We start from the raw sequence: 24290 nt of genomic DNA, 5'->3' as shown, positions 1-24290 counted from the left end.
GTCTACAGGCGGCTTTTTCGTTTTCTGGTTTCCACTTCCTGCGAGCGACCTGACATATGCCATTGCCCCCCGCCCCCACGAAACGCGCCGCATTGCTCTCGCCGGATGCGCACGATGCACCCGCCCGCTCCTCGCACAGGGGAACGCGCCGTTCGGGCGAATCGCGCACCGATTCGGCTTCAACAAGCGGCTCCCAGCCATTGGAACTGTTCGACCGAAATGAGGCCGACGCGGTCGGCGGCGGCACCGAGGTAGCCCCCGCGACCCGCGGCAGGTCCAAAACCGCGCCCTCCCGCGGTCAGGAGCGCAATCAGGAACGCAGCCAGGAGCACAGGCCCGCTGCCCGCAGCGAGCCCGAGGCCCCGCCGCCCGCCTATGTGCCGGCACCGTCGCAAGTCGCGGCTCCGCAAGCTCCGGCGCGAACCAAGCGCGCCAAGTCCAATGGCCCGGCCAAGCTGTTCGTGCTCGACACGAATGTGCTTCTGCACGATCCGATGTGCCTGTTCCGCTTCGAGGAACACGACATCTTCCTGCCGATGATCGTGCTGGAGGAACTGGACGGCCACAAGAAGGGCACCACCGAAGTGGCGCGCAACGGCCGCCAAACCAGCCGCACGCTCGATGCCTTGGCGGCGGCGCAGGACGCCGACATTGCCAAGGGCCTGAAGCTCGACACCACGGGCCACCGCGAAGCCGGCGGCAAACTGTTCTTCCAGACCGCACCGCTCGACTATTCGCTGCCGATCAGCCTGCCCCAGGGCAAGGCGGACAACCAGATCCTCGGCGTGGTTCAGGCATTGCGCGATCTCTACGCCAAGGACCAGCCCGGCCGGCCGAAGCAAGAGGTGGTGCTGGTGTCGAAAGACATCAACATGCGCGTCAAGGCACGCGCCCTCGGCCTGGCCGCCGACGACTACCAGAACGACAAGACCCTGGAAGACGGCGACCTGCTCTATGCGGGCTCGCTCGCGCTGCCGCCCGATTTCTGGACGCGCCAAAGCAAGACCGTCGAGAGCTGGCAAAGCGGCAGCAACACCTTCTACCGCGTCAGCGGTCCGCTGGTGCCCAACCTGTACATCAACCAGTTCGTCTACTTCGAAGCGCCGGGCGAGCCGAGCATGTACGCGCGCGTGACCGAAATCCGCGACAAGACCGCAGTCTTCAAGACCCTGAAGGACTACAGCTCGGGCAAGAACGCGGTATGGGGCGTGAACACGCGCAATCGCGAGCAGAACTTCGCGATGAACCTGCTGATGGACCCCGAAGTCGATTTCGTCACGCTCACCGGCACCGCAGGTACCGGCAAGACGCTGATGGCGCTGGCCTCGGGCCTGACGCAGGTGCTGGACGACCGCCGCTACACCGAGATCATCATGACCCGTGCTACGGTGAGCGTGGGTGAGGACATCGGGTTCCTGCCGGGCACCGAGGAAGAAAAAATGGGCCCCTGGATGGGCGCGCTCGATGACAACCTCGAGTTCCTGGCCAAGGGCGACGGCGGCGGCGCGGGCGAATGGGGCCGCGCGGCCACCAACGAGCTGATCCGCAGTCGCATCAAGGTCAAGAGCATGAACTTCATGCGCGGCCGCACCTTCCTGAACAAGTACGTGATCATCGACGAAGCGCAGAACCTGACGCCCAAGCAGATGAAGACGCTGATCACCCGGGCCGGTCCGGGCACCAAGATCATCTGCATGGGCAATCTCGCGCAGATCGATACGCCCTACCTCACGGAAGGCTCCTCGGGGCTTACTTTCGCGGTCGACAAGTTCAAGGGCTGGCCGCACGGCGGCCACATCACGCTGGCGCGCGGCGAGCGTTCGCGGCTGGCCGACTTCGCGAGCGACGTGCTCTAAGCCGCCTATTCACGGCCCGCGGCCGATCGAGCCCGCGCATGCTCCCACGAGCATCGCGGGCTTTTTTTCGCCCGTGATGACAGGCTCCTGACAAGACGTTGTCAGGAGCCGGTCCGCACCATCGAGGCTCCTTCCAACGCAAAAACGAAAGAGAGCACTTCATGCAAAACGTCATCAGCTGGTTCGAGATTCCCGTCGCCGACATCGACCGCGCCCAGGCCTTCTACGAAACCGTGCTTGGCCGCAAGCTGCGCCGCCAAGACTTCGGCGGCGAAACGCTGGCCGTTTTTCCCTACGACAATCCCGCCACGGGCGGCGCCCTGCAGGCCGGCGCCAACGCCAACCCCAGCGCACGCGCGGGCAGCGGCATCCGCATCTATCTGGACTGCATGCCGAGCATCGATGCGGTGCTCTCCCGCATCGAGGCGGCAGGCGGCCAGATCGTCGCCCCGAAGTCCGCGCTGCCCGAAGGCATGGGTTTCATCGCCCATCTGCGCGACACCGAAGGCAACGAGGTCGGCCTTCACGCACTGGCCTGACCGACAAAGCTGTAGAACCTCGTACCGGGCCCCGAACATTGCATATGCAGGAGAAGAACCAGATGGAACCCGTCCGCCAGCACCATGGCGCTTTCCAGGTTGCAGGCCTCACGGCCCGCACCACCAACCGCGAAGAGAACGATCCGGCAACGGCGCGCATCGGTGCACTGTGGAATCGCTTCTTCGGAGAAGAGACCTACCAGGCGACGCCGCATCGCACAGGCGACGCCCGCATCTTCGGTGTCTACTCCGGCTACGAATCGGACGCCCATGGCGCGTTCGACGTGACTGTGGGCGTGGCCGTCTCGGATGCGACGGGCGAAGCGAGAGCCATCGAGGCCGGCGACTATCTCGTCTTTGCGGGCCAAGGCGAAATGCCGCAGATGGTGATCGCCACCTGGCAGCGCATCTGGCAGTATTTCGAGGCGCACCCGACAATCACGCGCCGCTACCGCAGCGATTTCGAAGCCTACGAGGGGCCGGACAAAGTGACGATCCATATCGGAGTTTCATGAGCACCAAGAAGAGCTGGCGCGACAGGCTCGCCGGCTACCCTCACCTGCCCAACGTGAAGGAGATCCCGCTGCCCATGCGCAAGCGGCATGGCGAGGGCACCATTGCCACGCCTTCGCCGCGCGAGATCGAAGAAGCGATGCGCGGCGTTCCCGAGGGCCGGCTCGCCACAGTGTTCGGCATCGGCGAGGACATTGCCGTGCGCCACCACGCCACCATCGGCCGCACCGTGACCACGGCGATCTTTGCGCACATGGTTGCGCATGCGGCCGAAGAAGCCGTCCAGCCGGATGCCAGGACGCCCTACTGGCGCACGCTCAAGAGCGGCGGCGAGCTCAATGCCAAGTACCCCGGCGGCATCGAGGCGCAAATGACCAAGCTCGAAGCCGAAGGCCACACGGTCGTGCAGCGCGGCAAGCGCTACTTCGTCGAAGACTTCGCGAAGAAGCCGGCCCGGACACACTGATGCGCCGCGCCGACCGCCTGTTCCAGCTCGTACAGCTCATCCGCGGGCGCCGGCTCACCACGGCCGCCTTCCTGGCGCAGCGCCTGGAAGTGTCGGAACGCACCGTATACCGCGACGTGGCCGATCTGCAGCATCAGGGCGTGCCGATCGAGGGCGAAGCCGGCGTGGGCTACAGGCTGGGGGCTGGTTTCGAGCTGCCGCCGCTGATGTTCACGCAGGAGGAGGCTTCGGCGCTCGTGGCCGCGGCCCGGCTCGCGCAGAGCTGGGTCGACCCGGCGCTGGCGCGCAACATCGAAACAGGGCTGGGCAAGATTCTCTCGGTGCTGCCGGCGGCGGCCCGCGTCTCGGCGGAAGCGCTGGCGCTCTACGCTCCCGCACTGGGCCTGGACGACACCATCCGCGCAAGGCTGCAGATCTTGCGCGAGGCCGTGGAAGCGCATCAGAAGCTGCGCCTCAGCTATCGCGATGTATCAGGCGATGCCAGCGAACGCACCGTGCGCCCGCTCGGCTGCTTCTATTGGGGCAAGGTCTGGACACTTTCGACCTGGTGCGAACTGCGCAACGACTTTCGCGGTTTTCGCCTCGACCGCATGGATGCGGTCGATGTGCTGCCGGAGCGTTTTCGCGACGAAGCGGGCAAGACGCTGGCGGACATGACGCGCCAGCTGAAGGCGCGGGCCGCGGCCGAATGCAAAACTGCAGAAACAGCAACAGCCCCAATGAATCCGCAACGTCAGTAGTCGTCGCCGCTGCCGTAGCTGGCCATATTCTCGAACTTGGTGAGCGGCTTGAGGAAGGTCAGCTTGACGGTACCCGTGGGTCCGTTCCGGTGCTTGCTGATGATCACCTCGGCCACGCCCGGCTCCTTGCTGTTCTTGTCGTAGTAGTCGTCGCGGTAAATGAACATGATGATGTCCGCGTCCTGCTCGATGGCGCCGGATTCGCGCAGGTCGCTCATCATGGGGCGCTTGTCGGTACGGCTTTCAACGCCGCGGCTCAGCTGCGACAGCGCAATCACGGGGCACTTGAGCTCCTTGGCGAGCATCTTCAGGCCGCGCGAAATTTCGCCCACGGCCGTTGCGCGGTTCTCGTCGTTCATGCTGGTCGACACGCTCATGAGCTGGAGGTAGTCGACCACGATGAGGCCCAGCCGCCCGTACTGGCGCGCCAGGCGGCGCGCGTTGGCACGCAGCTCGCTGGTGGTGAGGCCCGGGGTCTCGTCGATGTGCAGCGACACGTTGCGCAGCTTCTCGATCGCTTCGGTCAGGCGCGGCCACTCTTCGTCGCTGAGCTTGCCGGTCCGCAGGTGCCCCTGATCGATGCGCCCGATCGAGCCGACGATACGCACCGCCAGCTGCGAAGCACCCATTTCCATCGAGAAAACCGCCACCGGCAGTCCTTCGTTGAGGGCCACGTGCTCCGCGATGTTGATGGCCAGCGAGGTCTTGCCCATGGAAGGCCGCGCGGCCAGCACGATCATGTCGCCCGGCTGCAGGCCCGAGGTCATCTTGTCGAACTCGTAGAAGCCGGTGCGAACGCCGGTGATGTCGTTCGGGTTCTCCGCCATCTCGGTCACGCGATCGAGCAGTTCGACCACCAGGGCATCCATGCTCTGGAAGCCCTGCTTCATCCGCGTGCCTTCTTCGCCGATGTTGAAGATCTTCTGTTCGGCCTCGTCCAGGATCTTGTCGACCGACTTGCCCTGCGTATTGAAGGCGTTGGTCGCGATCTCGTCGCTCGCGGACACCAGCTTTCGCAAAATGGAGCGCTCGCGCACGATCTCCGCGTAGCGGCGGATGTTGCTCGCGCTCGGTACATATTGCGCGAGCGAGTTCAGGTAGACCAGCCCGCCGATTTCGTCGGCCTTGCCAAGGCCCTGCAGCTGCTCGTAAACGGTGATGACGTCGGCCGGCTTGCTGGCATTGATCAACCCGCCGATGGCCGCGTAGATCAGCTTGTGCTCGTGGCGGTAGAAGTCGCCGTCGACCAGCAGGTCACCCATGCGGTCCCATGCGCCGTTGTCGAGCAACAGGCCGCCGAGCACGCTCGATTCGGCCTCGATCGAGTGAGGCGGAATGCGAAGTTGGGCGACTTGGCGATCGGCCGACGGGTCATTGTCGGCATAGGAGAAAACGGCGGACATGGACTTCCCTTGCAACCCTGCATGCTAAGCCGCTCACAGCGTTGCGCGTGTGGACAAGGTTGTGAATAAACGGTGATCTTCCGGTGCAAGGCACTGGAAAACTCAATGGCGCAAAAAAGAAAAGCCGCCCGGAGGCGGCTTTTGCGGCAGCGCACAAGGCGCCGCAATGACGATCAGGCGGTTTCGCCGTAGACCGTCACGGTGATGTCGACCACCACGTCGGTGTGCAAAGCAACGCTCACCGTGCTGTCGCCGACGACCTTGATCGGGCCGTTGGGCAGGCGCACCTGCGACTTGACAACCTTGTAGCCCTGCTTGCCGAGCTCTTCGGCGATGTCGCCGTTGGTGACCGAGCCGAACAGACGGCCGTCGACGCCGGCCTTTTGGGTCAGCTTGACAGTCGTGCCGCCGAGCTTCTCGCCCTGGGCTTGCATTTCAGCCAGCTTGGCGGCCGCAGCCTTCTCGAGTTCGACGCGCTTGGCTTCGAATTCGGCCTTGTTGGCAGCGGTGGCGCGGCGGGCGCGGCCCGAGGGGATCAGGAAGTTGCGTGCATAGCCGTCCTTGACCTTGACGATATCGCCCAGGCCGCCGACGTTGAGAACCTTGTCCAGAAGAATGATTTGCATGGTGCTTGCTCCTTAGACGCGGTGCTGGTCGCTGTACGGCACCATCGCGAGGAAGCGTGCGCGCTTGATCGCGGTGTTGAGCTGGCGCTGGTAGATCGCGCGCGTGCCGGTCAGGCGTGCGGGGATGATCTTGCCGTTTTCGCTGATGAAGTCACGCAGCGTGTCGATGTCCTTGTAGTCGATTTCCTCGACGCCAGCGACGGTAAAGCGGCAGAAGCGCTTGCGCTTGAACAGCAGCGACTGGGTGTTGCGCTTCGGGCGCTTGTCTTTGTTGAATTTCTTGAACGTGGCCATTTGGGGACCTCTTGTCGAAAATTAATTTTGCTGAAAATCCTGAATGTGCAGGACCGGATGCTTGCCGTTGCCCGGTGTCGCGAGAAACCCCTGAAAACGCCAGAGACTTCCCATCGACTGCGTTGCGAGCCGTTCGGCGATGGCGCCGAAGGCAACGGCCTTGAGGGCCGTTTTCACCTGCCTGGCTTTTCCTGCCTCATGGAGCGTCGACTCGTGTTCGAGCTTCAGATCGATGGCGGGAAGGCCGGCCGGCGTGTATCGCAAGGCTCCGAGTTCGGCAACGGAGGCTGTCAGCAGAAGCTGATTGACCCCGGTTGCCGCAGCAGCGGCAGCGGTCACGCCGCTATCAGCTGTTGTTGGCGGCGTACTCGGCCTGCTGGGCCTTGCGCGCTTCTTCGCGCTCGACCGTCTTCATCATCGACGAAGGACCGGTTTCGGCCTTCTTCTTCTGAACGGTGAGGTGGCGCAGCACGGCGTCGTTGAACTTGAACGCGTGTTCGAGTTCGCCCATCACGGTTTGCTCGGCTTCAATGTTGACGCACAGGTAATGCGCCTTGTTGAGCTTGTTGATCTGGTAAGCCAACTGACGGCGGCCCCAGTCTTCAACGCGGTGGACTTTGCCGCCGCCGGCCGTGATCAGGCCCTTGTAGCGCTCCAGCATGGCCGGAACTTGTTCGCTCTGATCCGGGTGGATCAGCAAAATGATTTCGTAGTGACGCATGGCACTCCTTGTGGATTCTTCCGTGGAAGAGGAAAAGCCACCTGCAGCGTCGGGCGCAGTGTGGCAAGGCAAAGCCGGCTATTGTAGCACTATAGGCGCGGCGTTGGTCCAGGCTCAGTCGTTCAAGGCCTTGTCCAGGGCGGCCGCCTTCTCGGCGCCGACCGCGGCGCGTATCTTGGGTGCCAGCGCCACGAGATCTTCGTAGCTCGTCGTGCCTTCCACCTGCAGATTGAGCCGGAAACCCATCAGCCCGAGGGCACCGGTCAACTGGGTGGCAATCGGATAGGCGTCCTTGTAGCGCTGCTGCTTGCTGCGGCCGGCAGCCGGCGCGGGTTCTGCCGGCCTTGGCTTTGCGGCCTCGGGCGCCTTGCCTCCGGCAGAGGGTTCGGGTGACCTCGGTAGCGCCGTCTTGCCTGCGGCGGCGGGCTCGGGCGCCTTGGGTGCAGCCGCTTTGACTCCCCCTACCGGCTGGAGCAGCCCCAAATCGACCATCTGGTCGATCTCTTCGCGCGCAATGCCGTTTCCCGCGGCAAGCACCTCATCGACCGAGCGCTTGCCGTCGAAGAGGATGAAAGCCGTCCGCTGGCGCGGCGAAAGCGGTACCGAGCGGTCTTTGAAAACCTGTTGTCCGGCTTCTGTCTTGACAAGAATCATGATGGTTTCTTCCGCGATATACCGCCGGTTGGCGACGAACGCTTTTTTCGCCATGCGAAACCCGCAAGCGGCTTGCCGCCTTGCGAGGTTCACAAGTCCGACATTAGGAACACATTTTGATTCATTTGTGCAGCACAGAAGCGGGAATTTCCCCAATGGGAGTTCCCGCAGTCTGTCGCGTGGCGGGTACGAGCCCCCGCTCTCCCCGCCTGTCAGCGCTTGGCGAGTTGCTGCCAGGTGTCGATCACGCTGTCCGGGTTGAGGGAAATCGACTCGATCCCCTGTTCCGCCAGCCAAAGCGCGAAATCCGGATGGTCGCTGGGGCCCTGGCCGCAGATGCCGACGTACTTGCCTTCGGCCTTGCAGGCCTTGATGACGCGGCTCAGCAGGGCCTTGACGGCCGGGTCGCGCTCGTCGAAGTCGGCGGCCAGCAACTCGAGCCCCGAATCGCGGTCCAGGCCGAGCGTGAGCTGAGTCAGGTCGTTCGAGCCGATCGAGAAACCGTCGAAGAACTTCAGGAACTCCTCGGGCAGGATCGCATTGCTCGGCACCTCGCACATCATGATCAGCTTGAGTTCGTTTTCGCCGCGCTTCAGGCCGTGCTCGCCGAGCAGCGTGGTCACGCGCTCGGCCTGGCCCAGCGTGCGCACGAAGGGCACCATGATCTGCACGTTGACCAGGCCCATCTCGTTGCGCACGCGCTTCAGCGCCTCGCATTCCATGGCAAAAGCCTCGCCGAAATCCTTGCTCAGGTAGCGGGCGGCGCCGCGGAAGCCGAGCATCGGGTTTTCTTCTTCCGGCTCGTAGCGGCTGCCGCCGATGAGCTTGCGGTACTCGTTCGACTTGAAGTCCGAGAGGCGCACGATGACCTGCTTGGGCCAGAAGGCCGCTGCAATGGTCGCGATGCCTTCGGCCACCTTGTCGACATAGAACGCGCGCGGCGAGGCATGGCCGCGGGCCACCGACTCGACGGCCTTCTTCAGGTCGTTGTCGACGTTCGGGTAGTCGAGGATCGCCTTCGGGTGCACGCCGATGTTGTTGTTGATGATGAACTCGAGCCGCGCCAGGCCCACGCCGTGGTTCGGCAGCTGCGCGAAGTCGAAAGCCAGCTGGGGGTTGCCGACGTTCATCATGAGCTTGATGTCGATCTCGGGCATCACGCCGCGCTGCACTTCGGTCACCTCGGTCTCGAGCAGGCCGTCGTAGATGAAGCCGGTGTCGCCCTCGGCGCAGCTCACGGTCACCAGCGTGCCTTCCTTCAGCAGGTCGGTGGCGTCGCCGCAGCCCACCACGGCCGGAATGCCGAGTTCGCGCGCAATGATGGCCGCGTGGCAGGTGCGCCCGCCGCGGTTGGTGACGATGGCGGCGGCGCGCTTCATCACCGGTTCCCAGTTGGGGTCGGTCATGTCGGTGACGAGCACGTCGCCGGCCTGCACCTTGTCCATCTCGCTGATGTTGTGCACGAGCCGCACGGGGCCGGTGCCGATCTTCTGGCCGATGGCACGGCCTTCGGCCAGCACGGCGCCCTTGCCCAGCAGCTTGTAGCGCTGCTCGGCCTTGCCCTGCTGCTGGCTCTTCACCGTCTCGGGGCGCGCCTGCAGGATGTAGAGCTGGCCGTCGGTGCCGTCCTTGCCCCACTCGATGTCCATCGGGCGGCCGTAGTGTTCTTCGATCACCAGCGCGTATTTGGCAAGCAGTTCGACATCGGCGTCGCTCAGCGAATAGCGGTTGCGCTGTTCGGCCTTGACGTCGGTGGTCTTCACCAGCTTGCCGGTGGCCTTCTTTTCTTCAGGCGTCGCGAACTCCATCTGGATTAGCTTCGAACCCAGGTTGCGGCGGATCACCGCGCGCTTGCCGGCACGCAGCGTGGGCTTGTGCACGTAGAACTCGTCAGGGTTCACGGCGCCTTGCACCACCGTTTCGCCCAGCCCATAGCTGGAGGTGATGAACACCACGTCTTCGAAGCCCGACTCGGTGTCGATGGTGAACATCACGCCGGCGGCGCCGAGGTCGGAACGGACCATGCGCTGCACACCGGCCGAAAGCGCGACCACGTCGTGCGCAAAGCCCTTGTGCACGCGATAGCTGATCGCGCGGTCGTTGTAGAGGGAGGCGAACACCTCCTTCATCTTGTGCAGCACGTCGTCGATCCCGACCACGTTGAGGAAGGTCTCCTGCTGGCCGGCAAAAGAAGCATCCGGCAAGTCTTCGGCCGTGGCCGAGGAACGCACGGCAAAAGAGGCGGCGGGGTTGCCGGCGCTCAGTTTCGCGAAGGCGTCGGCAATGGCTTTCTGCAGATCGGCGGGGAAAGGCTGGGCCTCGACCATCGCGCGGATTTCGGCACCGGCCACGGCCAGCGCCCGCACGTCTTCGGTGTCCAAGGCGGCGAGCCGCTTGCTGATCTTGTCGGCCAGTCCGTCGTGGGCCAGAAACTGGCGAAACGCGTGCGCCGTGGTTGCAAAACCCGTGGGCACCCGCACGCCCTGGGGCAGTTGCGAGATCATTTCGCCGAGGCTGGCGTTCTTGCCGCCGACCGACTCGACGTCGGTCATCCTCAGGTTTTCAAACGGTACGACCAGGGCGGTCGCGTCGAAAAGTGCAGACATGGGAAAGCTCCAGAAGTTGAAACCGGTGCTGCATGCAGACGGCGCGGCACGATCGTTGTCGTTGCTTTGGGTGCGGGCGCGGTGTGCATGGAAAGAATTGGAGGTGGGAAAGCGGATTCCCGATAATGGCCCGAATTGTAGGCGTGGCAAGGTCGCGCGCGCCGCAGGACAAGGCCGCAAGAGCTACACCATGCACACACGCACTGTTTTCTTCATTTCAGACGGCACCGGCATCACCGCCGAAACCTTTGGTAACGCCGTGCTCGCCCAGTTCGAGATGAAGCCGCGCCATGTTCGGCTGCCTTTTACCGACACGGTCGACAAGGCGCACCAGGCGGTACGGCAGATCAACCACACGGCCGAGCTGGAAGGCGTGCGCCCCATCGTCTTCACGACGCTGGCGAACATGGAGGTGCTCGAAGTCATAGAGACTGGCTGCAAGGGCATGCTGCTCGACATGTTTGGCACCTTCGTGCGGCCGCTGGAAATCGAGCTGGCCGTGAAGTCGAACCACCGCATCGGCCGCTTCAGCGACGTCAGCAAGAGCAAGGAATACGACGCCCGCATCGCGGCCATCGACTTCAGCCTGGCCCACGACGACGGCCAGAGCAACCGGGATCTCGAGGGCGCGGACGTGATTCTGGTGGGCGTGAGCCGCAGCGGCAAGACGCCGACTTCCCTCTACTTGGCCATGCAACACGGCCTGAAAGCGGCCAACTACCCGCTGATTCCGGAAGATTTCGAGCGCCGCCAGCTGCCGCCTGCCTTGATGCCCCATCGCAAGAAGATCTTCGGGCTCACCATCCAGCCCGAGCGGCTGAGCCAGATCCGCAACGAGCGCCGTCCGGATTCGCGCTACGCCAGCCTCGAGAACTGCCGCAACGAGGTGAGCGAGGCCGAGGCCATGATGCGGCGGGCCGGCATCCGGTGGCTTTCGACCACGACCAAGTCGATCGAGGAAATTGCGACCACCATCCTGCAGGAACTGAAGCCCGAGCGGCTGGTTTACTGAACCGGCCGCCCGGCAATCTGACAGCCGCTTTTTAGGCGGCGGCAGTTCCCTCCACCGGCGCCGAGGTCCGGATCAGGTGATCGAACGCACCCAGTGCCGCCTTCGCGCCGTCGCCTGCCGCGATGATGATCTGCTTGAACGGCACCGTCGTCACGTCGCCCGCAGCGAATACGCCCGGCACCGAGGTTTGCCCCCTGGCGTCGACCACGATTTCACCGTGCTTGGTGAGCTCGACCACGCCCTTGAGCCAATCGGTGTTGGGCACCAGGCCGATCTGGATGAACACGCCTTCGAGCTCGACCTTCTTCAGCTCGCCCGTCGCGCGGTCCTTGTAGACCAGGCCGTTGACCTTCTGGTCGCCAGTGATTTCGGTGGTCTGCGCGTTGGTGAACACGTCGACGTTCTTCAGGCTCTTGAGCTTGCGCTGCAGCACGGCGTCGGCGCGCAGCGCGGTGTCGAACTCGATCAGCGTGACATGGCCCACGATGCCGGCCAGATCGATGGCCGCTTCGACACCCGAATTGCCGCCGCCGATGACCGCGACGCGCTTGCCCTTGAACAGCGGGCCGTCGCAATGCGGGCAGTACGCCACGCCCTTGTTCTTGAACTCGTGCTCGCCGGGCACGTTGATGTTGCGCCAGCGCGCACCGGTCGAAATGATGATCGACTTGCTCTTGAGCGAAGCACCGCTTTCGAGCTGTACTTCGATCAGGTCCTTACCCGGAACCAGCGCCTTCGCGCGCTGCAGGTTCATGATGTCGACGTCATAGTCGCGCACATGTTCTTCGAGCGCATGGGCGAACTTCGGCCCCTCGGTTTCCTTGATCGAGATGAAGTTCTCGATGCCGAGCGTGTCGAGCACCTGGCCGCCGAAGCGCTCCGATGCCACGCCGGTGCGGATGCCCTTGCGCGCTGCATACACGGCAGCCGCGGCGCCTGCGGGGCCGCCGCCGACGATCAGCACGTCGAACGGGTCCTTGCCGGCAATCTTCCTGGCCTCGCGCTCGACGCCGCTGGTGTCGATCTTCGCGAGGATTTCTTCCAGGCTCATGCGACCCTGGCCGAACTCGGTGCCGTTCAGGAAGACGGTGGGCACGGCCATCACCTGGCGCTCCTTGACCTCGTCCTGGAAGGTGCCGCCCTCGATCATCGTGGTGCGGATGCGCGGGTTCTGGATCGCCATCAGGTTCAGTGCCTGGACCACGTCGGGGCAGTTGTGGCAGGTGAGCGAAACGTAGATCTCGAATTCGAAGTCGCCGTCGAGCGCGCGGATCTGCTCGAGCACGGCGTCTTCGACCTTAGGGGGATAGCCGCCGATCTGCAGCAACGCAAGGATCAGCGACGTGAATTCATGGCCCATCGGCAGGCCGGCGAAACGCGGGCCGTGGTTCTCGCTCGGGCGGTTGACCGAGAAAGAGGGCTTGCGATGGTTGTCGTCGCGGCTTTCGGTCAGCGTGACCAGCGGCGAGGCTTCGGCAACGTCCTTCAGCAGCGACAGCATTTCGCCCGAGGCCTTGCTGTCGTCGAGCGAGGCGACGATCTCGATCGGCTGCGTGGCGCGTTCGAGGTAACTCTTCAATTGGGCTTTGGTGCTGGCGTCGAGCATGACGGATTCACTTTCGATATCTGAAAACTATCAACGGGGAACAAAAAAGCCCGGGGCCTCGTGAGCGCCCGGGCTGTCGCGCAGGGACGTTTAGATCTTGCCGACCAGGTCGAACGAAGGCTTGAGCGTTTCGGCGCCTTCGGTCCACTTGGCGGGGCAGACTTCGCCGGGGTGGGCGGCCACGTACTGGGCAGCCTTCACACGGCGCAGCAGTTCGGCAGCGTCGCGGCCGATGCCGTTGTCGTGCACTTCGATGGTCTTGATCTTGCCTTCGGGGTCGATCACGAAGGTGCCGCGGTATGCGAGGCCGGCGTCTTCGCCTTCTTCGATCAGCACCTGGAAGGCGCGGGCCAGTTGCTGGCTCGGGTCGCCGATCAGCGGGTACTTGACCTTGCCGATGGTGTCCGAGGTGTCGTGCCATGCCTTGTGGGTGAAGTGGGTGTCGGTCGACACGCCATAGATCTCCACGCCGAGCTTCTGGAATTCAGCGTAATGGTCGGCCAGGTCGCCGAGTTCGGTCGGACACACGAACGTAAAGTCAGCCGGGTAGAACACCACAACCGACCATTTGCCCTTGAAGTTGTCGTTGCTGACGGGCACGAACTTGCCGTTGTGATACGCGGTGGCCTTGAAGGGAATGATTTCGGTGTTGATCAGGGACATTTACTGTTTCCTTGGTGGTGGCTAATGAAAAGAACGAGCCATGAGTATAACTACCAATCTTCATATTTTGATAGCAATCAACTATTAAAAGCATTGCGGCTTGCTATGTTTGCGATGACGTCAGCGAAGGCCGAATACGAACGTGTATCACCATCAAACGCATGCAGACCGGCGCAGCATGGGATTGCTTGCAAGTGCTTGCCCGCCCCTCTCACAATCGGTGCTTTCAGAATAAGGAAAAACCATGAAGGGCGACCCCAAGGTCATCGAACATCTGCAGGCGCAGCTCAAGAACGAGCTCACCGCGATCAACCAGTACTTCCTCCACTACCGCATGCTCAAGCACTGGGGTTTGGACAAGCTGGCCAAGAAGGAATATGAAGAATCGATCGGCGAAATGAAGCACGCCGACAAGCTGATGGACCGCATCTTCATGCTCGACGGCCTGCCGAACCTGCAAGACCTGGGCAAGCTGAACATCGGCGAAGACGTGCCCGAGCTGCTCGGCTGCGACCTGGGCGCCGAAACCGGCGCGCAAGCCACCATCAAGGACGGCATCGCCTACTGCGAAACGGTGCGCGACTACGTTTCGCGCGACCTGCTGCAAGAAATTCTGGACGACACGGAAGAGCACATAGACTTCCTCGAAACCCAGATCGACCTGATCGACAAGGTCGGGCTGCAGAACTATCTGCAGGCGCAGATGGGCGAGCTCGAATAAAGCCAGCCATCGGCTTTCGCACCAAACGGGACTTCGGTCCCGTTTTTTATTACTTTACGTAACTTAACGCTCCTCAAATGGCAGTAATTCTCATTCGCATGGATAAAATCCGCGCCTTTGATGACTGCCGCCCGCCCCGACAACCGCCGCCGTGCCTACTGGCTCAAGACCCTGCACGAATGGCATTGGGTCAGTTCAGCCATCTGCCTGATCGGCATGATTCTGTTCAGCGTCACGGGCTTCACTCTCAATCACGCGGGACAGATCGAGGCGAAGCCGGCCATCACGAAGCTGAGCGGCTCGGTCGACGAGGCGCTGCGCGCCCGCCTTGAACAACAGCTACCTGCGGCCAAGATCCTTAAGGGGAAGGCGCCCCTGCCCGCCGAACTGCAGGGCTGGATTCAGAAGAACTGGGATGTCGCCACCGCCGGCCACGAAGCCGAGTGGTCGGAAGACGAAATCTATCTCTCGCTTCCCCGTCCGGGCGGTGATGCCTGGCTGCGCCTGAGCCTCGCCGACGGTGAGATCGAATACGAGCGCACCGACCGCGGCTGGCTTTCCTACTTCAACGACCTGCACAAGGGCCGCAACACCGGCGCAGCCTGGAGCTGGTTCATCGACATCTTCGCGGGTGCCGCGCTGGTCTTCTCGATCACCGGGCTGTTCATTCTCAAGATGCACGCGGGCAACCGGCCGTTCACCTGGCCGATGGTGGGCATGGGACTCGTCGTGCCGGTGCTGCTCGCGCTGCTGTTCATTCATTGATTCGGAAAAAGAGGTTTCCAGTGCACGTTCGCTACTCACTCGCGCCCATCGCCATGTCGGCGCTGTTCGCAGCGCCTGCCTTTGCGGCGGGCCTGGCTGTCAACATCGAGATTCCCCGGCTGAATGCCTCCGAATATCACCGCCCCTATGTGGCAACCTGGATCGAACGCGCCGACAACACGGTCGCAGGCACGCTGGCCGTGTGGTACGACGTGCGCACCAAGACGAACAACCCCGAAGGCGAAGGCACGAAATGGCTCAAGGACATGCGCCAGTGGTGGCGTCGCGGCGGCCGCGAACTCGCGGTGCCCGTCGATGGCGTGACCGGTGCCACCAAGCCCGCCGGCAAGCACCAGTTGAGCTTCACCGAGGGCACGGGGCCCATGCCCAAGCTCGCGCCCGGCGCCTACAAGCTGGTGGTCGAGGCGGCGCGTGAAGTCGGTGGCCGCGAGGTCGTGAGCATTCCCTTCCAGTGGCCGCCCGCCGCGGCATCGCAACCTACCGCAGCCGGCAAGGAAGAGCTCGGCGAGATCAAGCTCGAGCTCAAGCCCTGAGCCGGCCGCGCCGCCTCCCCAGCAAGCTTCACCCATCAAGGACCTTCCCATGACCCGCTTCTCCCTGCGCGCCACCGGCTTCGCCATTGCCCTCTCGGCCATCGCTTCCGCGTCCACGGCGCACAACGCCTGGCTGCTGCCCTCGTCTACCGTGTTTTCCAAAGCCGACACGGTTTCGATCGACGCCGCCGTGTCGAACGACCTGTTCGTGGCAAACCACGCACCGCTGCGGCTCGACGGCCTACAGATCACCGCACCCGACGGCAGCACCGTGAAGCCCGAGAGCGAAGCCAAGCTCAAGCTGCGCAATGTGTTCGACGTGAACGTCGCGCAGGCTGGCACGTATCGCATCGCCGTGATCAATGCCGGCGCCTTCGCGAACTGGAAGGACAAGGCCACCGGCCAGAACAAGCGCGCGCGCGGCACGGCCGAGACCATCGCCAAGGAAATCCCCGCTGACGCGCAGGACGTCACCATCACCCAGTCTTCCGGTCGCATCGAGACCTTTGTGACGGTGGGCAAGCCCTCGGCGCTCAAGCCGATCGGCCAGGGACTGGAGCTGATCGTGACAGGCAGCCCGACCGATCTCGTCAAGGGCGAGAAAGCCAGCTTCACATTGAACATCGATGGCCAGCCCGCAAAAAACCTCGAAGTCACGGTGACCGCCGGCAACACCCAGTACCGCGACAAGCTCGACGAGATCAAGCTCAAGACCGACGACAAGGGCCAGTTCAGCGTGACCTGGCCAGCCGCCGGCATGTACTGGCTCGACGCCAACACCAAGGACAACAAGACCACGGTGCCGCAAGCCAAGGAGCGCCGGCTGAGCTACGCGGCCACCCTTGAAGTGATGCCCTGACTCCGCACGCAGCCTTGGGACCCTCCTTCAGCACCTGGCGCGCGGGCGGCTACGCCAACGCGGCCGTACCGCGACGCGCCGACCCGGCCACCCTGCAGCAGTTGAGCGGGCAGACGATGGGCACCACCTGGTCGCTGCGCTTCGACAACCCGCGCATGCTTGCGCTGGAACGGGTGCGTGAGACAGTCGAAACAGCCCTCGCCCGCGTGATCGCGCAGATGAGTCATTGGGAGCCGGCATCGGACATCAGCCGCTTCAATCGCGCGCCGCCGGATTCACGCCATGTACTGCCCCCAGAGTTTGCCGATGTGATGCGTTGCGCCCTTCACTGGGCGCTCGCCAGCGCAGGCGCCATCGATCCGACCGTCGGACCGCTGGTGGCCTGCTGGGGGTTCGGTCCTGACGCGCAAGAAGGCGGCCTGCCCTCGCCCGAGGTCCTCGTCGAGGCACGTGCGCGCGTCGGCTGGGAGCGGCTCGCGTTCGATGCGGTGGATGGCTCGTTGCTGCAGCAGGGAGGCCTCGCGCTCGACCTCTCGGGCATTGCCAAGGGCTTCGCGGTCGATCACGGTGTCGAGGCGTTGCGTACGCTTGGCCTTGCCGATCTGTTGTTCGAAGTAGGCGGGGAACTGCGAGGCGTCGGGCGCCGTCCCGGCGGTCAGCCGTGGCAGGTGCAGGCCGACAGTGAGTTGGCAACCGCGCGACCCGTTGCGCTCGCAGACATGGCCATCGCCACCTCGGGCGACCGCTGGCATCGGCGCGAGCAAGGTGGCCGTCGCTGGTCGCACACGATCGACCCGCGCAACGGCGAGCCCATCACGCATTCACTGGCGAGCGTCACAGTGCTGCATCCACGGTGCATGGACGCCGATGCGCTGGCCACCGTGCTGACAGTGCTCGGACCGGACGAGGGCCTTGCCTTCGCAGAGCGCCACGACATCGCCGCCCTGTTCGCCAGCCACGGCGAAGGGCCGCCGGGTCCATGCGCCACACGCGCCTGGCTCGCACAGACCCAGGCATGACCAAGGCATGACAGAGGCGATGTTGCGCATGCTGGGTGCAGGCGCCACGACGGCGGCCTACACGGCGCTTTGTCTCGCCATCTATGCGCGTCAGCGGCGCTCGCGCACCGTTGCCGCCCGTGAGGCCGCGGCGCTCTCTGCCGACGACCGCGAGCCTCCCACCCTCGTTCTCTTCGCCAGCCAGACCGGGCAGGCGGAGGCCATCGCGAGGCAGACAGCGCGGCAACTGCATGCCGGGGGTGCTTCGGTGCGCGTGATGGAACTCAATGCCCTCGATGCCACCACGCTGGCCTCGGCAAGCCGGGCGCTTTTCGTGGCCAGCACCTACGGCGAAGGCGATGCGCCCGACGGCGCGGGCGTGTTTGCCAAGCGCGTGATGGGTTCGCCTCCGGCCCTGCACTCGCTGCGATATGCGGTGTTGGCGCTCGGCGACCGCCAGTACAAGAACTTTTGCGGCTTCGGCCGCGCGCTCGATGCGTGGCTGCATGCGGCCGGTGCCCGGCGCGATTTCGAATGCGTGGAGGTCGACAACAGCGACCCGGTGGCGCTGGCCGCCTGGCAAGCCCAATGGGGCGATGCGTTGACTGAAGATCCAGCCGCCGCTTTCACGCCATGGCAACTCACTACACGCCAATGGCTCAATGCCGGCAGCACCGGTGCCCCGGTCTTCCACCTGGGCCTGAAGCCACAGGCGGGCACGATGCCTCATTGGGCTTCCGGCGACCTGGCGCAGATCGCCCTCGCGAGCGACCCGTCACGTCCACGCGACTACTCCATCGCTTCACTGCCTGCCGACGGCGAACTGCAACTGCTGGTGCGGCAGGAACAACACCCCGACGGCACCCTCGGCGCCGCATCCGGTCTCCTCACTTCCTCACTCGCGATCGGCGACACCGTCGCGGTGCGAGTGCGTCCGCACCGCGCCTTTCGCCTCGACGGCAACGAGGACCGGCCCCTGGTCCTCATCGGCAACGGCACCGGGCTTGCCGGCTTGCGTGCCCACTTGCGCGCCCGCGCGGCGGCATGCCGCCATGACAACTGGCTGGTGTTCGGCGAACGGCAGGCCGCCCACGACTTCCTGTACCGCGGCGAGATCGAAACCTGGCAAGCCGGCGGCGTGCTGCAGCGGCTCGACATGGTCTTTTCGCGCGATCAGCCCGAGCGCTCGTACGTCCAGCACAGGCTGCTGCAATCGGCGGACGCGCTGCGCACATGGCTGGACAACGGCGCGGCCATTTATGTGTGCGGAAGCCTGCAAGGCATGGCATCGGGGGTGGATGCCGCATTGCGGCAAATCGCCGGAGAGGCGCTATGGAGCGACTTGTCCGCAAGCGGGCGCTATCGACGGGACGTCTACTGAAAAAGCGCGCATCCTGCCAAGCTCGCCTTTGTTGCTGAACGACAACAATCGCAACAAAACTACAGCATTAAGTTCACAATCCTGAAGCCGTATGTAGTGCGAATCACTATCATTTGCACCAATTTGCGCTCTTCGCAAATTGACTCACCCAGCCAGTCCTCGGTTTTCTCCTGAAAGCGACGTGCGGACATCGCCAGTCGAGTCCTAGCTCGCCGCCCTTTCCGGAGAAAAACTTCATGGCCTATATCAAGAGCCGCAAACACGCCGTCGCGCGCGCCGTTCCACACCTTTCCGGCGCTGCCGCCGCAACACTCATGGCCATTGCGGCCCCCGCCGCCTTTGCCCAGACACGCGGTGCGCTGCCCGAAGTCCGCGTGCAGGAATCGGCCGCCGTCGACTACAAGACCGACACCTCGGCCAACCCCAAGTTCACCGCCCCGCTGGTGAACACGCCGCAGACGATCCAGGTCATCAAGGAACAGATCATCCGCGAACAGGGCGCGACAACGCTGACCGAAGCATTGCGCAACACCGCTGGCGTGGGCACCTTCTTCCTCGGTGAGAACGGCAACACCAATACGGGCGACGCCGTCTTCATGCGCGGCTTCGACAGCTCGAGCAGCATCTTCGTCGACGGCATCCGCGACCTCGGCTCGGTCTCGCGCGACGTGTTCAACATCGAGCAGGTCGAAGTCGTGAAGGGCCCGTCGGGCACCGACGTCGGCCGCGCCTCGCCCACCGGCTACATCAACCTGGTCACCAAGAAGCCGAAGCTCGAAGACAGCTTCACGGGCTCGATCGGTTTCGGCAGCGCCGACTACAAGCGCGGCAGCATCGACTGGAACAAGTCGCTCAGCGGCGCCAACGGCATTGGTGCCGCCTTCCGCCTGAATGCGGTGGCAGAAGACTCGGGCGTGCCCGGCCGCGACTTTGTCAAGAACAAGCACACGGCCATCGCTCCCTCGATCGCGCTTGGCCTGAACTCGCCCACGCGTTTCTACTTCGACTACCTGCACGTCGACCAGGACAACGTGCCCGATGGCGGTGTGCCCACCATCGGCCTGCCGAGCTATTCGAACCCCGACCCGACGGCCCTCGGCGCCCGCCGCCGCAGCTTCCTGAACCTTGCCGCGCCGGTCGACCCGAAGAACTTCTACGGCACCGCCTACGACTTCAACACGGTGACGGCGGACATGTTCACCGCGCGCGTCGAGCACGACTTCACGCCCGACACCACGCTGCGCAACACCACCCGCTACGGCAAGACGAAGCAGGACTACATGCTGACGTCGTTCATGCTTGGCGGCCTGACCGCCAGCGGCGCACGCCCAGCCGCGAACACGGCATTCCTCAATACGCCGGTTCCTGGCCTGCCTGCCACCTGGACTGTGACGCGCAACTCGCCGACCAACAAGAACCAGGAAAACACGATCTTCGTCAACCAGACGAACGTGACCTCCAAGTTCGACACCGGCAGCGTGAGCCACTCGCTCAGTGCCGGCCTCGAACTGATCCGTGAAGAGCAGTCGAACCTGGGCTACTTCAGCCCCGGCGCAACGTTCAACGGCAGCGTGGTGCAGAACGGCGCCTGGCCGGCCGCCAACCTGTACGCGCCGAACCCCTATGTCAACGGCTACAACCGAGTTGCCAGCGGCGCCGACAGCAAGGGCGTGACCAACACGGTGGGCCTCTACGCCTTCGACACCATCAAGCTCAACGAGCAATGGCAGATCACCGGCGGCCTGCGCTTGGACCACTACAGCACCTCGTTCCAGGGCTCGACGCTGTCGACGGCAGCCAACAACCCGCGCCTTCCGGTCGGGACGCTGGTGCCCTCTTCGCTGAAGCTCTCCGACAACCTGTTCACCGGCAAGATCGGCGTGGTCTACAAGCCCGCGAAGAACGGCAGCATCTACGCGGCCTACGGCACGTCTGCGCAGCCTCCGGGCGGCGCGAACTTCTCGCTGTCGGCGGGCGGATCGGGCAACAGCGCGGCACGCACCGACTTCCTGCCGCAGAAGGCCAAGACCTTCGAAATCGGCACGAAGTGGGACGTGCTGAACGACAAGATCTCGTTGACGGGCGCGATCTATCGCACGGATGTGACCAACGAAGTGGTGCAGGATCCGACCAACGCCGCGGTCTTTTCCCAGAGCGGCAAGAAGCGTGTGCAGGGCATCGAGCTGGGCGTGGCTGGCGCCATCACCGAACAATGGGGCGTGAGCGCCGGGTTCACCACGATGGACACCAAGGTGCAGAGCGGCCCCAGTGTCACCGCGGACGGCACCAACGTGCTGACCTACACCCCGAGGAACGCTTTCACCGCCTGGACCACCTACCAGTTCCCGTTCGGCCTGACCGTCGGCGGCGGTGCGCGCTACACCGGCAAACTGCATCGCGGTACCGACGGCGCCGTGGGTACGCCGTCGTATATCGATTCGTATTGGGTGGTCGACGCCATGGCGTCGTACCGCATCAACAAGAACCTCGACATCCAGCTGAACATTTCCAACCTGTTCGACAAGCAATACGCGGCGGCCATCAACAAGAGCGGCTACCGCTATACACCGGGCACGCCGCGCTCGGCGAAGATCACTGCGAACTTCGCGTTCTGACGCCTCTGTGCCGGGTCCCGCCCGGCACGGTGCGAAACTCGAGCCCCGGCCCACGCCGGGGCTTTTCTCGTTACGGAGTCCCTGAAAATGATGTTGCATGTGCCTGACGTACTGAGTGCCGCTCAGGTGCGCGAAATGCGCGCGGCGCTCGACACCACGAACTGGATCGATGGCCGCGAAACCGTCGGCGAACAAGGCGCGCAGGTCAAACGCAACCGCCAGTTGCCGGAGTCCTCGCCCATCGGACGCGAGCTCGGCAGCGCCGTGCTCGCCGCGCTGTCGCGACACGCGCTGTTCTTCGCGGCGGCACTGCCCTTGCGCTTTGTGCCGCCTCTATTCAACCGCTACGAAGGCGGCGAGCACTATGGGGTTCACGTCGACGGTGCGGTGCGCGCGCTGCCCGAAGGCGGCCAGCAACTGCGAACCGATCTCTCCTGCACGCTCTTCCTGTGCGATCCGGAGGAGTACGACGGCGGCGAACTCGAGGTGATCGACACCTATGGGTCGCACGAAGTGAAATTGCCGGCCGGCGACCTCATTCTTTATCCGGCGAGCAGCCTGCACCGCGTGCACCCGGTCACGCGTGGCGCGCGGGTTTGCTCATTTTTCTGGCTCCAGAGCATGGTGCGCAGCGACCAGCAGCGCGCCATGCTGTTCGAACTCGACCAGAACATCCAGAAACTGCGTGCCCGGCTGGGCGAATGCGACGAAACGGTGGCACTCACGGGCCACTACCACAACCTTTTGCGGCTCTGGTCGGAGATGTAGCCGCGTCTCCCACCTCCGGTAACACCATAGTTATTGCAAATGCGATGGATTCGTATTTATAATCGACTCGAATCCAAACCAGCCAGCCAACTGCCGCTTTCACCGCCATGATCGTTTGCGTCTGCCGCCGAGTCTCCGACCGTGAAATCGCACGTCACGTGCGAGCCGGCATGACTTTCGACGAAGTCCAGTTCGAGCTTGGCGTGGCCACCCAGTGCGGCCAGTGTGAAGGTTGTGCGCGCGATATCGTCGCGCAGTGCAGTGCCTCGCATCCGGTCGCCGCGTTGAATCGCGAATCGGGAGTGAGCGCGATCCAGCTTGCCACCTCCATCTCGGAAAGCAAGGCATGGAACTCTTCTCGGCAATCGGCGGCAGCCTGATACTCGTCGCAGGCTCCGTCTGGTGGATCTTTCGTAAGTAAACAGTAGTCGTAGCGGTTTTGCTGCAATCGGGGCGCGTTCCGTGCGTGCCCGTATTCGAATTGGTTGATCGTGTCTGACCGCTTTGCCCCCCCTCCCTCCGTTCTGGGCCTCTCGCGCAATGCACTCATTGCCGGAGGCGTGATCCTGTTTCACGCAGCCGCGCTGTGGGCGCTGCAAAGCGGCCTGCTGCGCCGGGCTGCCGAAGTGGTGATTCCAGTCGAAATATTGAGCCAGTTCGTCGAGGCGCCCAAGCCGGCCGAGCCGCCGCCCCCTCCCCCCCCGCCGCCTCCGCAGCGCAAGCCTGAAGCGGTCAAGCCTCCGCCGCGCCCGGTTGCCATACGCGAGCCGAAGCCGACACCCGCGCCAAGCGCACCGGTCGGGGTGCCCGAGCCTCCGCCCCCCGCACCTGTTGCGGAGGCCCCCGCTCCCACGCCGCCCGCTCCTCCGGCTCCGCCGCCAGCGCCGCCCGCACCACGGACAATCGAGATTTCGGAAGGCCAGACGCGCTACGTCAGGGAGCCCAAGCTGGTATTTCCCAGCATGAGCAGGCGGTTGGGCGAGTCGGGAACAACCGTCGTTTCGATCTATTTCGACAGCGAAGGCTTTGCCAAGCGCGTCGAACTCTACAAGTCCAGCGGGTTCGAACGCCTGGACGAAGCGGCGCTTAGTGCCGCGCGAACCGCCCAGGTCACGCCGTTCAGGCAAACGGGAGGCAACGCGCAGACCACCTACCTGCTGCGGGCGCCCTTCTCATTCAAATTGAACTAATTTTTCTCTGGAGCAACTTCGTATGGATTCCCAATTCGGCTTGATGAACGTCTGGAACCAGGGCGATTTCGTCACCAAGGCCGTCGCGGTGCTGTTGATCGGCATGTCGCTTGCGTCGTGGATCGTGATCATCGTCAAGGCCCTCGACGTCATCAAATACAAGCGCCTCGCGAAGAACTCGCAAGACTTCTGGCACAGCGAAGACTTCGCAACCGCGCTGAACAAGCTCGGCAAGGACGACAGCAACCCGTTTCGCGCGCTGGCGCTGGAAGGCCGCGAAGCGGCTGCGCACCACCGCAACACAAAGGCTCATCTGCACGACGCGCTCGATGTGAGCGACTGGATCACGCGCGCACTGCGCAACGGCATCGACGCATTCACGGCGCGCCTTCAAACCGGCCTGGCCATCCTGGCCTCCGTCGGTTCGACGGCTCCGTTCATCGGCCTGTTCGGCACCGTCTGGGGCATCTATCACGCGCTCATGAGCATCGGCTCGGCGGGCCAGGCCACCATCGACAAGGTGGCGGGCCCGATCGGCGAGGCGCTGATCATGACGGCGCTGGGCCTCGCGGTGGCGATTCCGGCGGTGCTGGGCTACAACGCGCTGGTCCGCGGCAACAAGTTCGTGCTGACCAAGCTCAACAGCTTCGCCCATGACCTGCACGCCTACTTCGTGACCGGCGCTCGCGTGCAAAGCGGCAGTGGCGACGCCATCGTGGTTCCGCTCAAGAAGGGCTGAG

At 64.0% G+C, this 24290-nt stretch carries 26 protein-coding genes; 17 read left to right on the top strand and 9 right to left on the bottom strand.

All coding sequences use genetic code 11. The features are described from left to right. Positions 1 to 56 precede the first annotated feature (56 nt). The 5 genes from ABIC94_RS10250 (at position 57) to ABIC94_RS10230 (ending at position 4114) form a co-directional block, all read left to right on the top strand. A complete protein-coding gene (locus ABIC94_RS10250; protein WP_354372906.1) occupies positions 57 to 1856 on the top strand; it encodes a PhoH family protein in 1800 nt (599 codons plus the stop codon). Between the two features lie 161 nt (positions 1857 to 2017). Next, complete coding sequence (locus tag ABIC94_RS10245) at positions 2018 to 2395, top strand: VOC family protein (protein ID WP_354372905.1); 378 nt, start codon at positions 2018 to 2020, stop codon at positions 2393 to 2395. 44 nt (positions 2396 to 2439) lie between these two features. Next, positions 2440 to 2910 (top strand): GyrI-like domain-containing protein, encoded by a 471-nt coding sequence (locus tag ABIC94_RS10240; RefSeq protein WP_354372904.1) that lies wholly within the window; start codon positions 2440 to 2442, stop codon positions 2908 to 2910. Next, positions 2907 to 3374: a 6-O-methylguanine DNA methyltransferase gene (locus ABIC94_RS10235; RefSeq protein WP_354372902.1), complete on the top strand. Its 468-nt coding sequence runs from the start codon at positions 2907 to 2909 to the stop codon at positions 3372 to 3374. Before ABIC94_RS10240 ends, ABIC94_RS10235 begins: the two co-directional genes overlap by 4 nt. Next, complete coding sequence (locus ABIC94_RS10230) at positions 3374 to 4114, top strand: helix-turn-helix transcriptional regulator (protein ID WP_354372900.1); 741 nt, start codon at positions 3374 to 3376, stop codon at positions 4112 to 4114. Before ABIC94_RS10235 ends, ABIC94_RS10230 begins: the two co-directional genes overlap by 1 nt. On the opposite strand, the gene dnaB is transcribed toward ABIC94_RS10230, so the two are convergent. The 7 genes from dnaB to ppsA all read right to left on the bottom strand — a co-directional run bounded on the left by dnaB (position 4108) and on the right by ppsA (position 10418). Beyond that, positions 4108 to 5517, bottom strand: coding sequence for a replicative DNA helicase (gene dnaB, locus ABIC94_RS10225; RefSeq protein WP_354372899.1), 1410 nt, complete (start codon positions 5515 to 5517; stop codon positions 4108 to 4110). The two genes, ABIC94_RS10230 and dnaB, sit on opposite strands and share 7 nt — an antisense overlap. 173 nt (positions 5518 to 5690) lie before the next feature. Beyond that, positions 5691 to 6143 carry a 50S ribosomal protein L9 gene (rplI, locus tag ABIC94_RS10220; RefSeq protein WP_354372898.1) on the bottom strand — a complete coding sequence of 151 codons (453 nt, stop codon included), beginning with the start codon at positions 6141 to 6143 and terminating at the stop codon, positions 5691 to 5693. 12 nt (positions 6144 to 6155) lie between these two features. Continuing rightward, complete coding sequence (gene rpsR / locus ABIC94_RS10215; protein ID WP_007830781.1) at positions 6156 to 6437, bottom strand: 30S ribosomal protein S18; 282 nt, start codon at positions 6435 to 6437, stop codon at positions 6156 to 6158. 21 nt (positions 6438 to 6458) lie between these two features. Next, positions 6459 to 6776, bottom strand: coding sequence for a primosomal replication protein N (gene priB / locus ABIC94_RS10210; RefSeq protein ID WP_354372897.1), 318 nt, complete (start codon positions 6774 to 6776; stop codon positions 6459 to 6461). A 7-nt stretch (positions 6777 to 6783) separates the two neighbouring features. Beyond that, complete coding sequence (rpsF, locus tag ABIC94_RS10205) at positions 6784 to 7158, bottom strand: 30S ribosomal protein S6 (protein ID WP_280817253.1); 375 nt, start codon at positions 7156 to 7158, stop codon at positions 6784 to 6786. Positions 7159 to 7272: 114 nt separating this feature from the next. Then, on the bottom strand, positions 7273 to 7812 hold the full coding sequence (locus tag ABIC94_RS10200; protein ID WP_354373153.1) for a hypothetical protein: 540 nt from the start codon (positions 7810 to 7812) through the stop codon (positions 7273 to 7275). A gap of 212 nt (positions 7813 to 8024) precedes the next feature. Further along, positions 8025 to 10418 (bottom strand): phosphoenolpyruvate synthase, encoded by a 2394-nt coding sequence (ppsA, locus tag ABIC94_RS10195; RefSeq protein WP_354372896.1) that lies wholly within the window; start codon positions 10416 to 10418, stop codon positions 8025 to 8027. Between the two features lie 190 nt (positions 10419 to 10608). Here ppsA and ppsR point away from each other — a divergent pair, with 190 nt between their 5' ends. Then, on the top strand, positions 10609 to 11430 hold the full coding sequence (ppsR, locus tag ABIC94_RS10190; RefSeq protein WP_124959280.1) for a posphoenolpyruvate synthetase regulatory kinase/phosphorylase PpsR: 822 nt from the start codon (positions 10609 to 10611) through the stop codon (positions 11428 to 11430). Positions 11431 to 11461: 31 nt separating this feature from the next. On the opposite strand, the gene ahpF is transcribed toward ppsR, so the two are convergent. Then, positions 11462 to 13036 (bottom strand): alkyl hydroperoxide reductase subunit F, encoded by a 1575-nt coding sequence (ahpF, locus tag ABIC94_RS10185; protein WP_354372895.1) that lies wholly within the window; start codon positions 13034 to 13036, stop codon positions 11462 to 11464. Positions 13037 to 13126: 90 nt separating this feature from the next. Further along, the gene (ahpC, locus tag ABIC94_RS10180) at positions 13127 to 13699 is read right to left on the bottom strand and encodes an alkyl hydroperoxide reductase subunit C (protein WP_021006525.1); all 573 of its coding nucleotides are present in this window, start codon (positions 13697 to 13699) and stop codon (positions 13127 to 13129) included. Between the two features lie 244 nt (positions 13700 to 13943). Between ahpC and bfr the strand changes: the two genes are divergently transcribed. From bfr to ABIC94_RS10125, 11 genes are all read left to right on the top strand, one after another. Beyond that, positions 13944 to 14420 (top strand): bacterioferritin, encoded by a 477-nt coding sequence (gene bfr / locus ABIC94_RS10175; protein WP_354372893.1) that lies wholly within the window; start codon positions 13944 to 13946, stop codon positions 14418 to 14420. 120 nt (positions 14421 to 14540) lie between these two features. Then, the gene (locus ABIC94_RS10170; protein WP_354372892.1) at positions 14541 to 15185 is read left to right on the top strand and encodes a PepSY-associated TM helix domain-containing protein; all 645 of its coding nucleotides are present in this window, start codon (positions 14541 to 14543) and stop codon (positions 15183 to 15185) included. Between the two features lie 53 nt (positions 15186 to 15238). Beyond that, entirely contained in the window at positions 15239 to 15739 is a 501-nt protein-coding gene (locus tag ABIC94_RS10165) for a DUF2271 domain-containing protein (RefSeq protein WP_436317990.1), read from the top strand. Between the two features lie 49 nt (positions 15740 to 15788). After that, positions 15789 to 16598, top strand: a complete 810-nt coding sequence (locus ABIC94_RS10160; protein ID WP_354372890.1) for a DUF4198 domain-containing protein — start codon at positions 15789 to 15791, stop codon at positions 16596 to 16598. A gap of 14 nt (positions 16599 to 16612) precedes the next feature. Next, positions 16613 to 17617, top strand: coding sequence for an FAD:protein FMN transferase (locus ABIC94_RS10155; RefSeq protein WP_354372889.1), 1005 nt, complete (start codon positions 16613 to 16615; stop codon positions 17615 to 17617). A 7-nt stretch (positions 17618 to 17624) separates the two neighbouring features. After that, on the top strand, positions 17625 to 18977 hold the full coding sequence (locus ABIC94_RS10150) for a sulfite reductase subunit alpha (RefSeq protein WP_354372888.1): 1353 nt from the start codon (positions 17625 to 17627) through the stop codon (positions 18975 to 18977). Positions 18978 to 19213: 236 nt separating this feature from the next. Beyond that, the gene (locus ABIC94_RS10145) at positions 19214 to 21592 is read left to right on the top strand and encodes a catecholate siderophore receptor Fiu (protein WP_354372887.1); all 2379 of its coding nucleotides are present in this window, start codon (positions 19214 to 19216) and stop codon (positions 21590 to 21592) included. Between the two features lie 87 nt (positions 21593 to 21679). Then, a complete protein-coding gene (locus ABIC94_RS10140; RefSeq protein ID WP_354372886.1) occupies positions 21680 to 22360 on the top strand; it encodes a Fe2+-dependent dioxygenase in 681 nt (226 codons plus the stop codon). A gap of 107 nt (positions 22361 to 22467) precedes the next feature. Next, positions 22468 to 22740, top strand: coding sequence for a (2Fe-2S)-binding protein (locus ABIC94_RS10135; protein ID WP_354372885.1), 273 nt, complete (start codon positions 22468 to 22470; stop codon positions 22738 to 22740). A gap of 108 nt (positions 22741 to 22848) precedes the next feature. Beyond that, a complete protein-coding gene (locus ABIC94_RS10130) occupies positions 22849 to 23550 on the top strand; it encodes an energy transducer TonB (RefSeq protein WP_436317989.1) in 702 nt (233 codons plus the stop codon). 22 nt (positions 23551 to 23572) lie between these two features. Continuing rightward, on the top strand, positions 23573 to 24289 hold the full coding sequence (locus tag ABIC94_RS10125) for a MotA/TolQ/ExbB proton channel family protein (RefSeq protein WP_176658475.1): 717 nt from the start codon (positions 23573 to 23575) through the stop codon (positions 24287 to 24289). Position 24290 lies beyond the last annotated feature (1 nt).

Origin of the sequence: Variovorax paradoxus (genome assembly GCF_040544635.1) — a bacterium.
GTDB lineage: Bacteria > Pseudomonadota > Gammaproteobacteria > Burkholderiales > Burkholderiaceae_C > Variovorax > Variovorax paradoxus_R.
This window is presented reverse-complemented; position numbering and strand designations above follow the sequence as displayed.

What these genes read in the sequence shown, in the direction of transcription:
- ABIC94_RS10250 (WP_354372906.1), top strand. Translation starts at nt 57, where the DNA reads ATGCCATTGCCCCCCGCCCCCACGAAACGCGCCGCATTGCTCTCGCCG.
- ABIC94_RS10245 (WP_354372905.1), top strand. Translation starts at nt 2,018, where the DNA reads ATGCAAAACGTCATCAGCTGGTTCGAGATTCCCGTCGCCGACATCGAC.
- ABIC94_RS10240 (WP_354372904.1), top strand. Translation starts at nt 2,440, where the DNA reads ATGCAGGAGAAGAACCAGATGGAACCCGTCCGCCAGCACCATGGCGCT.
- ABIC94_RS10235 (WP_354372902.1), top strand. Translation starts at nt 2,907, where the DNA reads ATGAGCACCAAGAAGAGCTGGCGCGACAGGCTCGCCGGCTACCCTCAC.
- ABIC94_RS10230 (WP_354372900.1), top strand. Translation starts at nt 3,374, where the DNA reads ATGCGCCGCGCCGACCGCCTGTTCCAGCTCGTACAGCTCATCCGCGGG.
- dnaB (WP_354372899.1), bottom strand. Translation starts at nt 5,517, where the DNA reads ATGTCCGCCGTTTTCTCCTATGCCGACAATGACCCGTCGGCCGATCGC.
- rplI (WP_354372898.1), bottom strand. Translation starts at nt 6,143, where the DNA reads ATGCAAATCATTCTTCTGGACAAGGTTCTCAACGTCGGCGGCCTGGGC.
- rpsR (WP_007830781.1), bottom strand. Translation starts at nt 6,437, where the DNA reads ATGGCCACGTTCAAGAAATTCAACAAAGACAAGCGCCCGAAGCGCAAC.
- rpsF (WP_280817253.1), bottom strand. Translation starts at nt 7,158, where the DNA reads ATGCGTCACTACGAAATCATTTTGCTGATCCACCCGGATCAGAGCGAA.
- ABIC94_RS10200 (WP_354373153.1), bottom strand. Translation starts at nt 7,812, where the DNA reads ATGATTCTTGTCAAGACAGAAGCCGGACAACAGGTTTTCAAAGACCGC.
- ppsA (WP_354372896.1), bottom strand. Translation starts at nt 10,418, where the DNA reads ATGTCTGCACTTTTCGACGCGACCGCCCTGGTCGTACCGTTTGAAAAC.
- ppsR (WP_124959280.1), top strand. Translation starts at nt 10,609, where the DNA reads ATGCACACACGCACTGTTTTCTTCATTTCAGACGGCACCGGCATCACC.
- ahpF (WP_354372895.1), bottom strand. Translation starts at nt 13,036, where the DNA reads ATGCTCGACGCCAGCACCAAAGCCCAATTGAAGAGTTACCTCGAACGC.
- ahpC (WP_021006525.1), bottom strand. Translation starts at nt 13,699, where the DNA reads ATGTCCCTGATCAACACCGAAATCATTCCCTTCAAGGCCACCGCGTAT.
- bfr (WP_354372893.1), top strand. Translation starts at nt 13,944, where the DNA reads ATGAAGGGCGACCCCAAGGTCATCGAACATCTGCAGGCGCAGCTCAAG.
- ABIC94_RS10170 (WP_354372892.1), top strand. Translation starts at nt 14,541, where the DNA reads ATGACTGCCGCCCGCCCCGACAACCGCCGCCGTGCCTACTGGCTCAAG.
- ABIC94_RS10165 (WP_436317990.1), top strand. Translation starts at nt 15,239, where the DNA reads ATGTCGGCGCTGTTCGCAGCGCCTGCCTTTGCGGCGGGCCTGGCTGTC.
- ABIC94_RS10160 (WP_354372890.1), top strand. Translation starts at nt 15,789, where the DNA reads ATGACCCGCTTCTCCCTGCGCGCCACCGGCTTCGCCATTGCCCTCTCG.
- ABIC94_RS10150 (WP_354372888.1), top strand. Translation starts at nt 17,625, where the DNA reads ATGACAGAGGCGATGTTGCGCATGCTGGGTGCAGGCGCCACGACGGCG.
- ABIC94_RS10145 (WP_354372887.1), top strand. Translation starts at nt 19,214, where the DNA reads ATGGCCTATATCAAGAGCCGCAAACACGCCGTCGCGCGCGCCGTTCCA.
- ABIC94_RS10140 (WP_354372886.1), top strand. Translation starts at nt 21,680, where the DNA reads ATGATGTTGCATGTGCCTGACGTACTGAGTGCCGCTCAGGTGCGCGAA.
- ABIC94_RS10135 (WP_354372885.1), top strand. Translation starts at nt 22,468, where the DNA reads ATGATCGTTTGCGTCTGCCGCCGAGTCTCCGACCGTGAAATCGCACGT.
- ABIC94_RS10125 (WP_176658475.1), top strand. Translation starts at nt 23,573, where the DNA reads ATGGATTCCCAATTCGGCTTGATGAACGTCTGGAACCAGGGCGATTTC.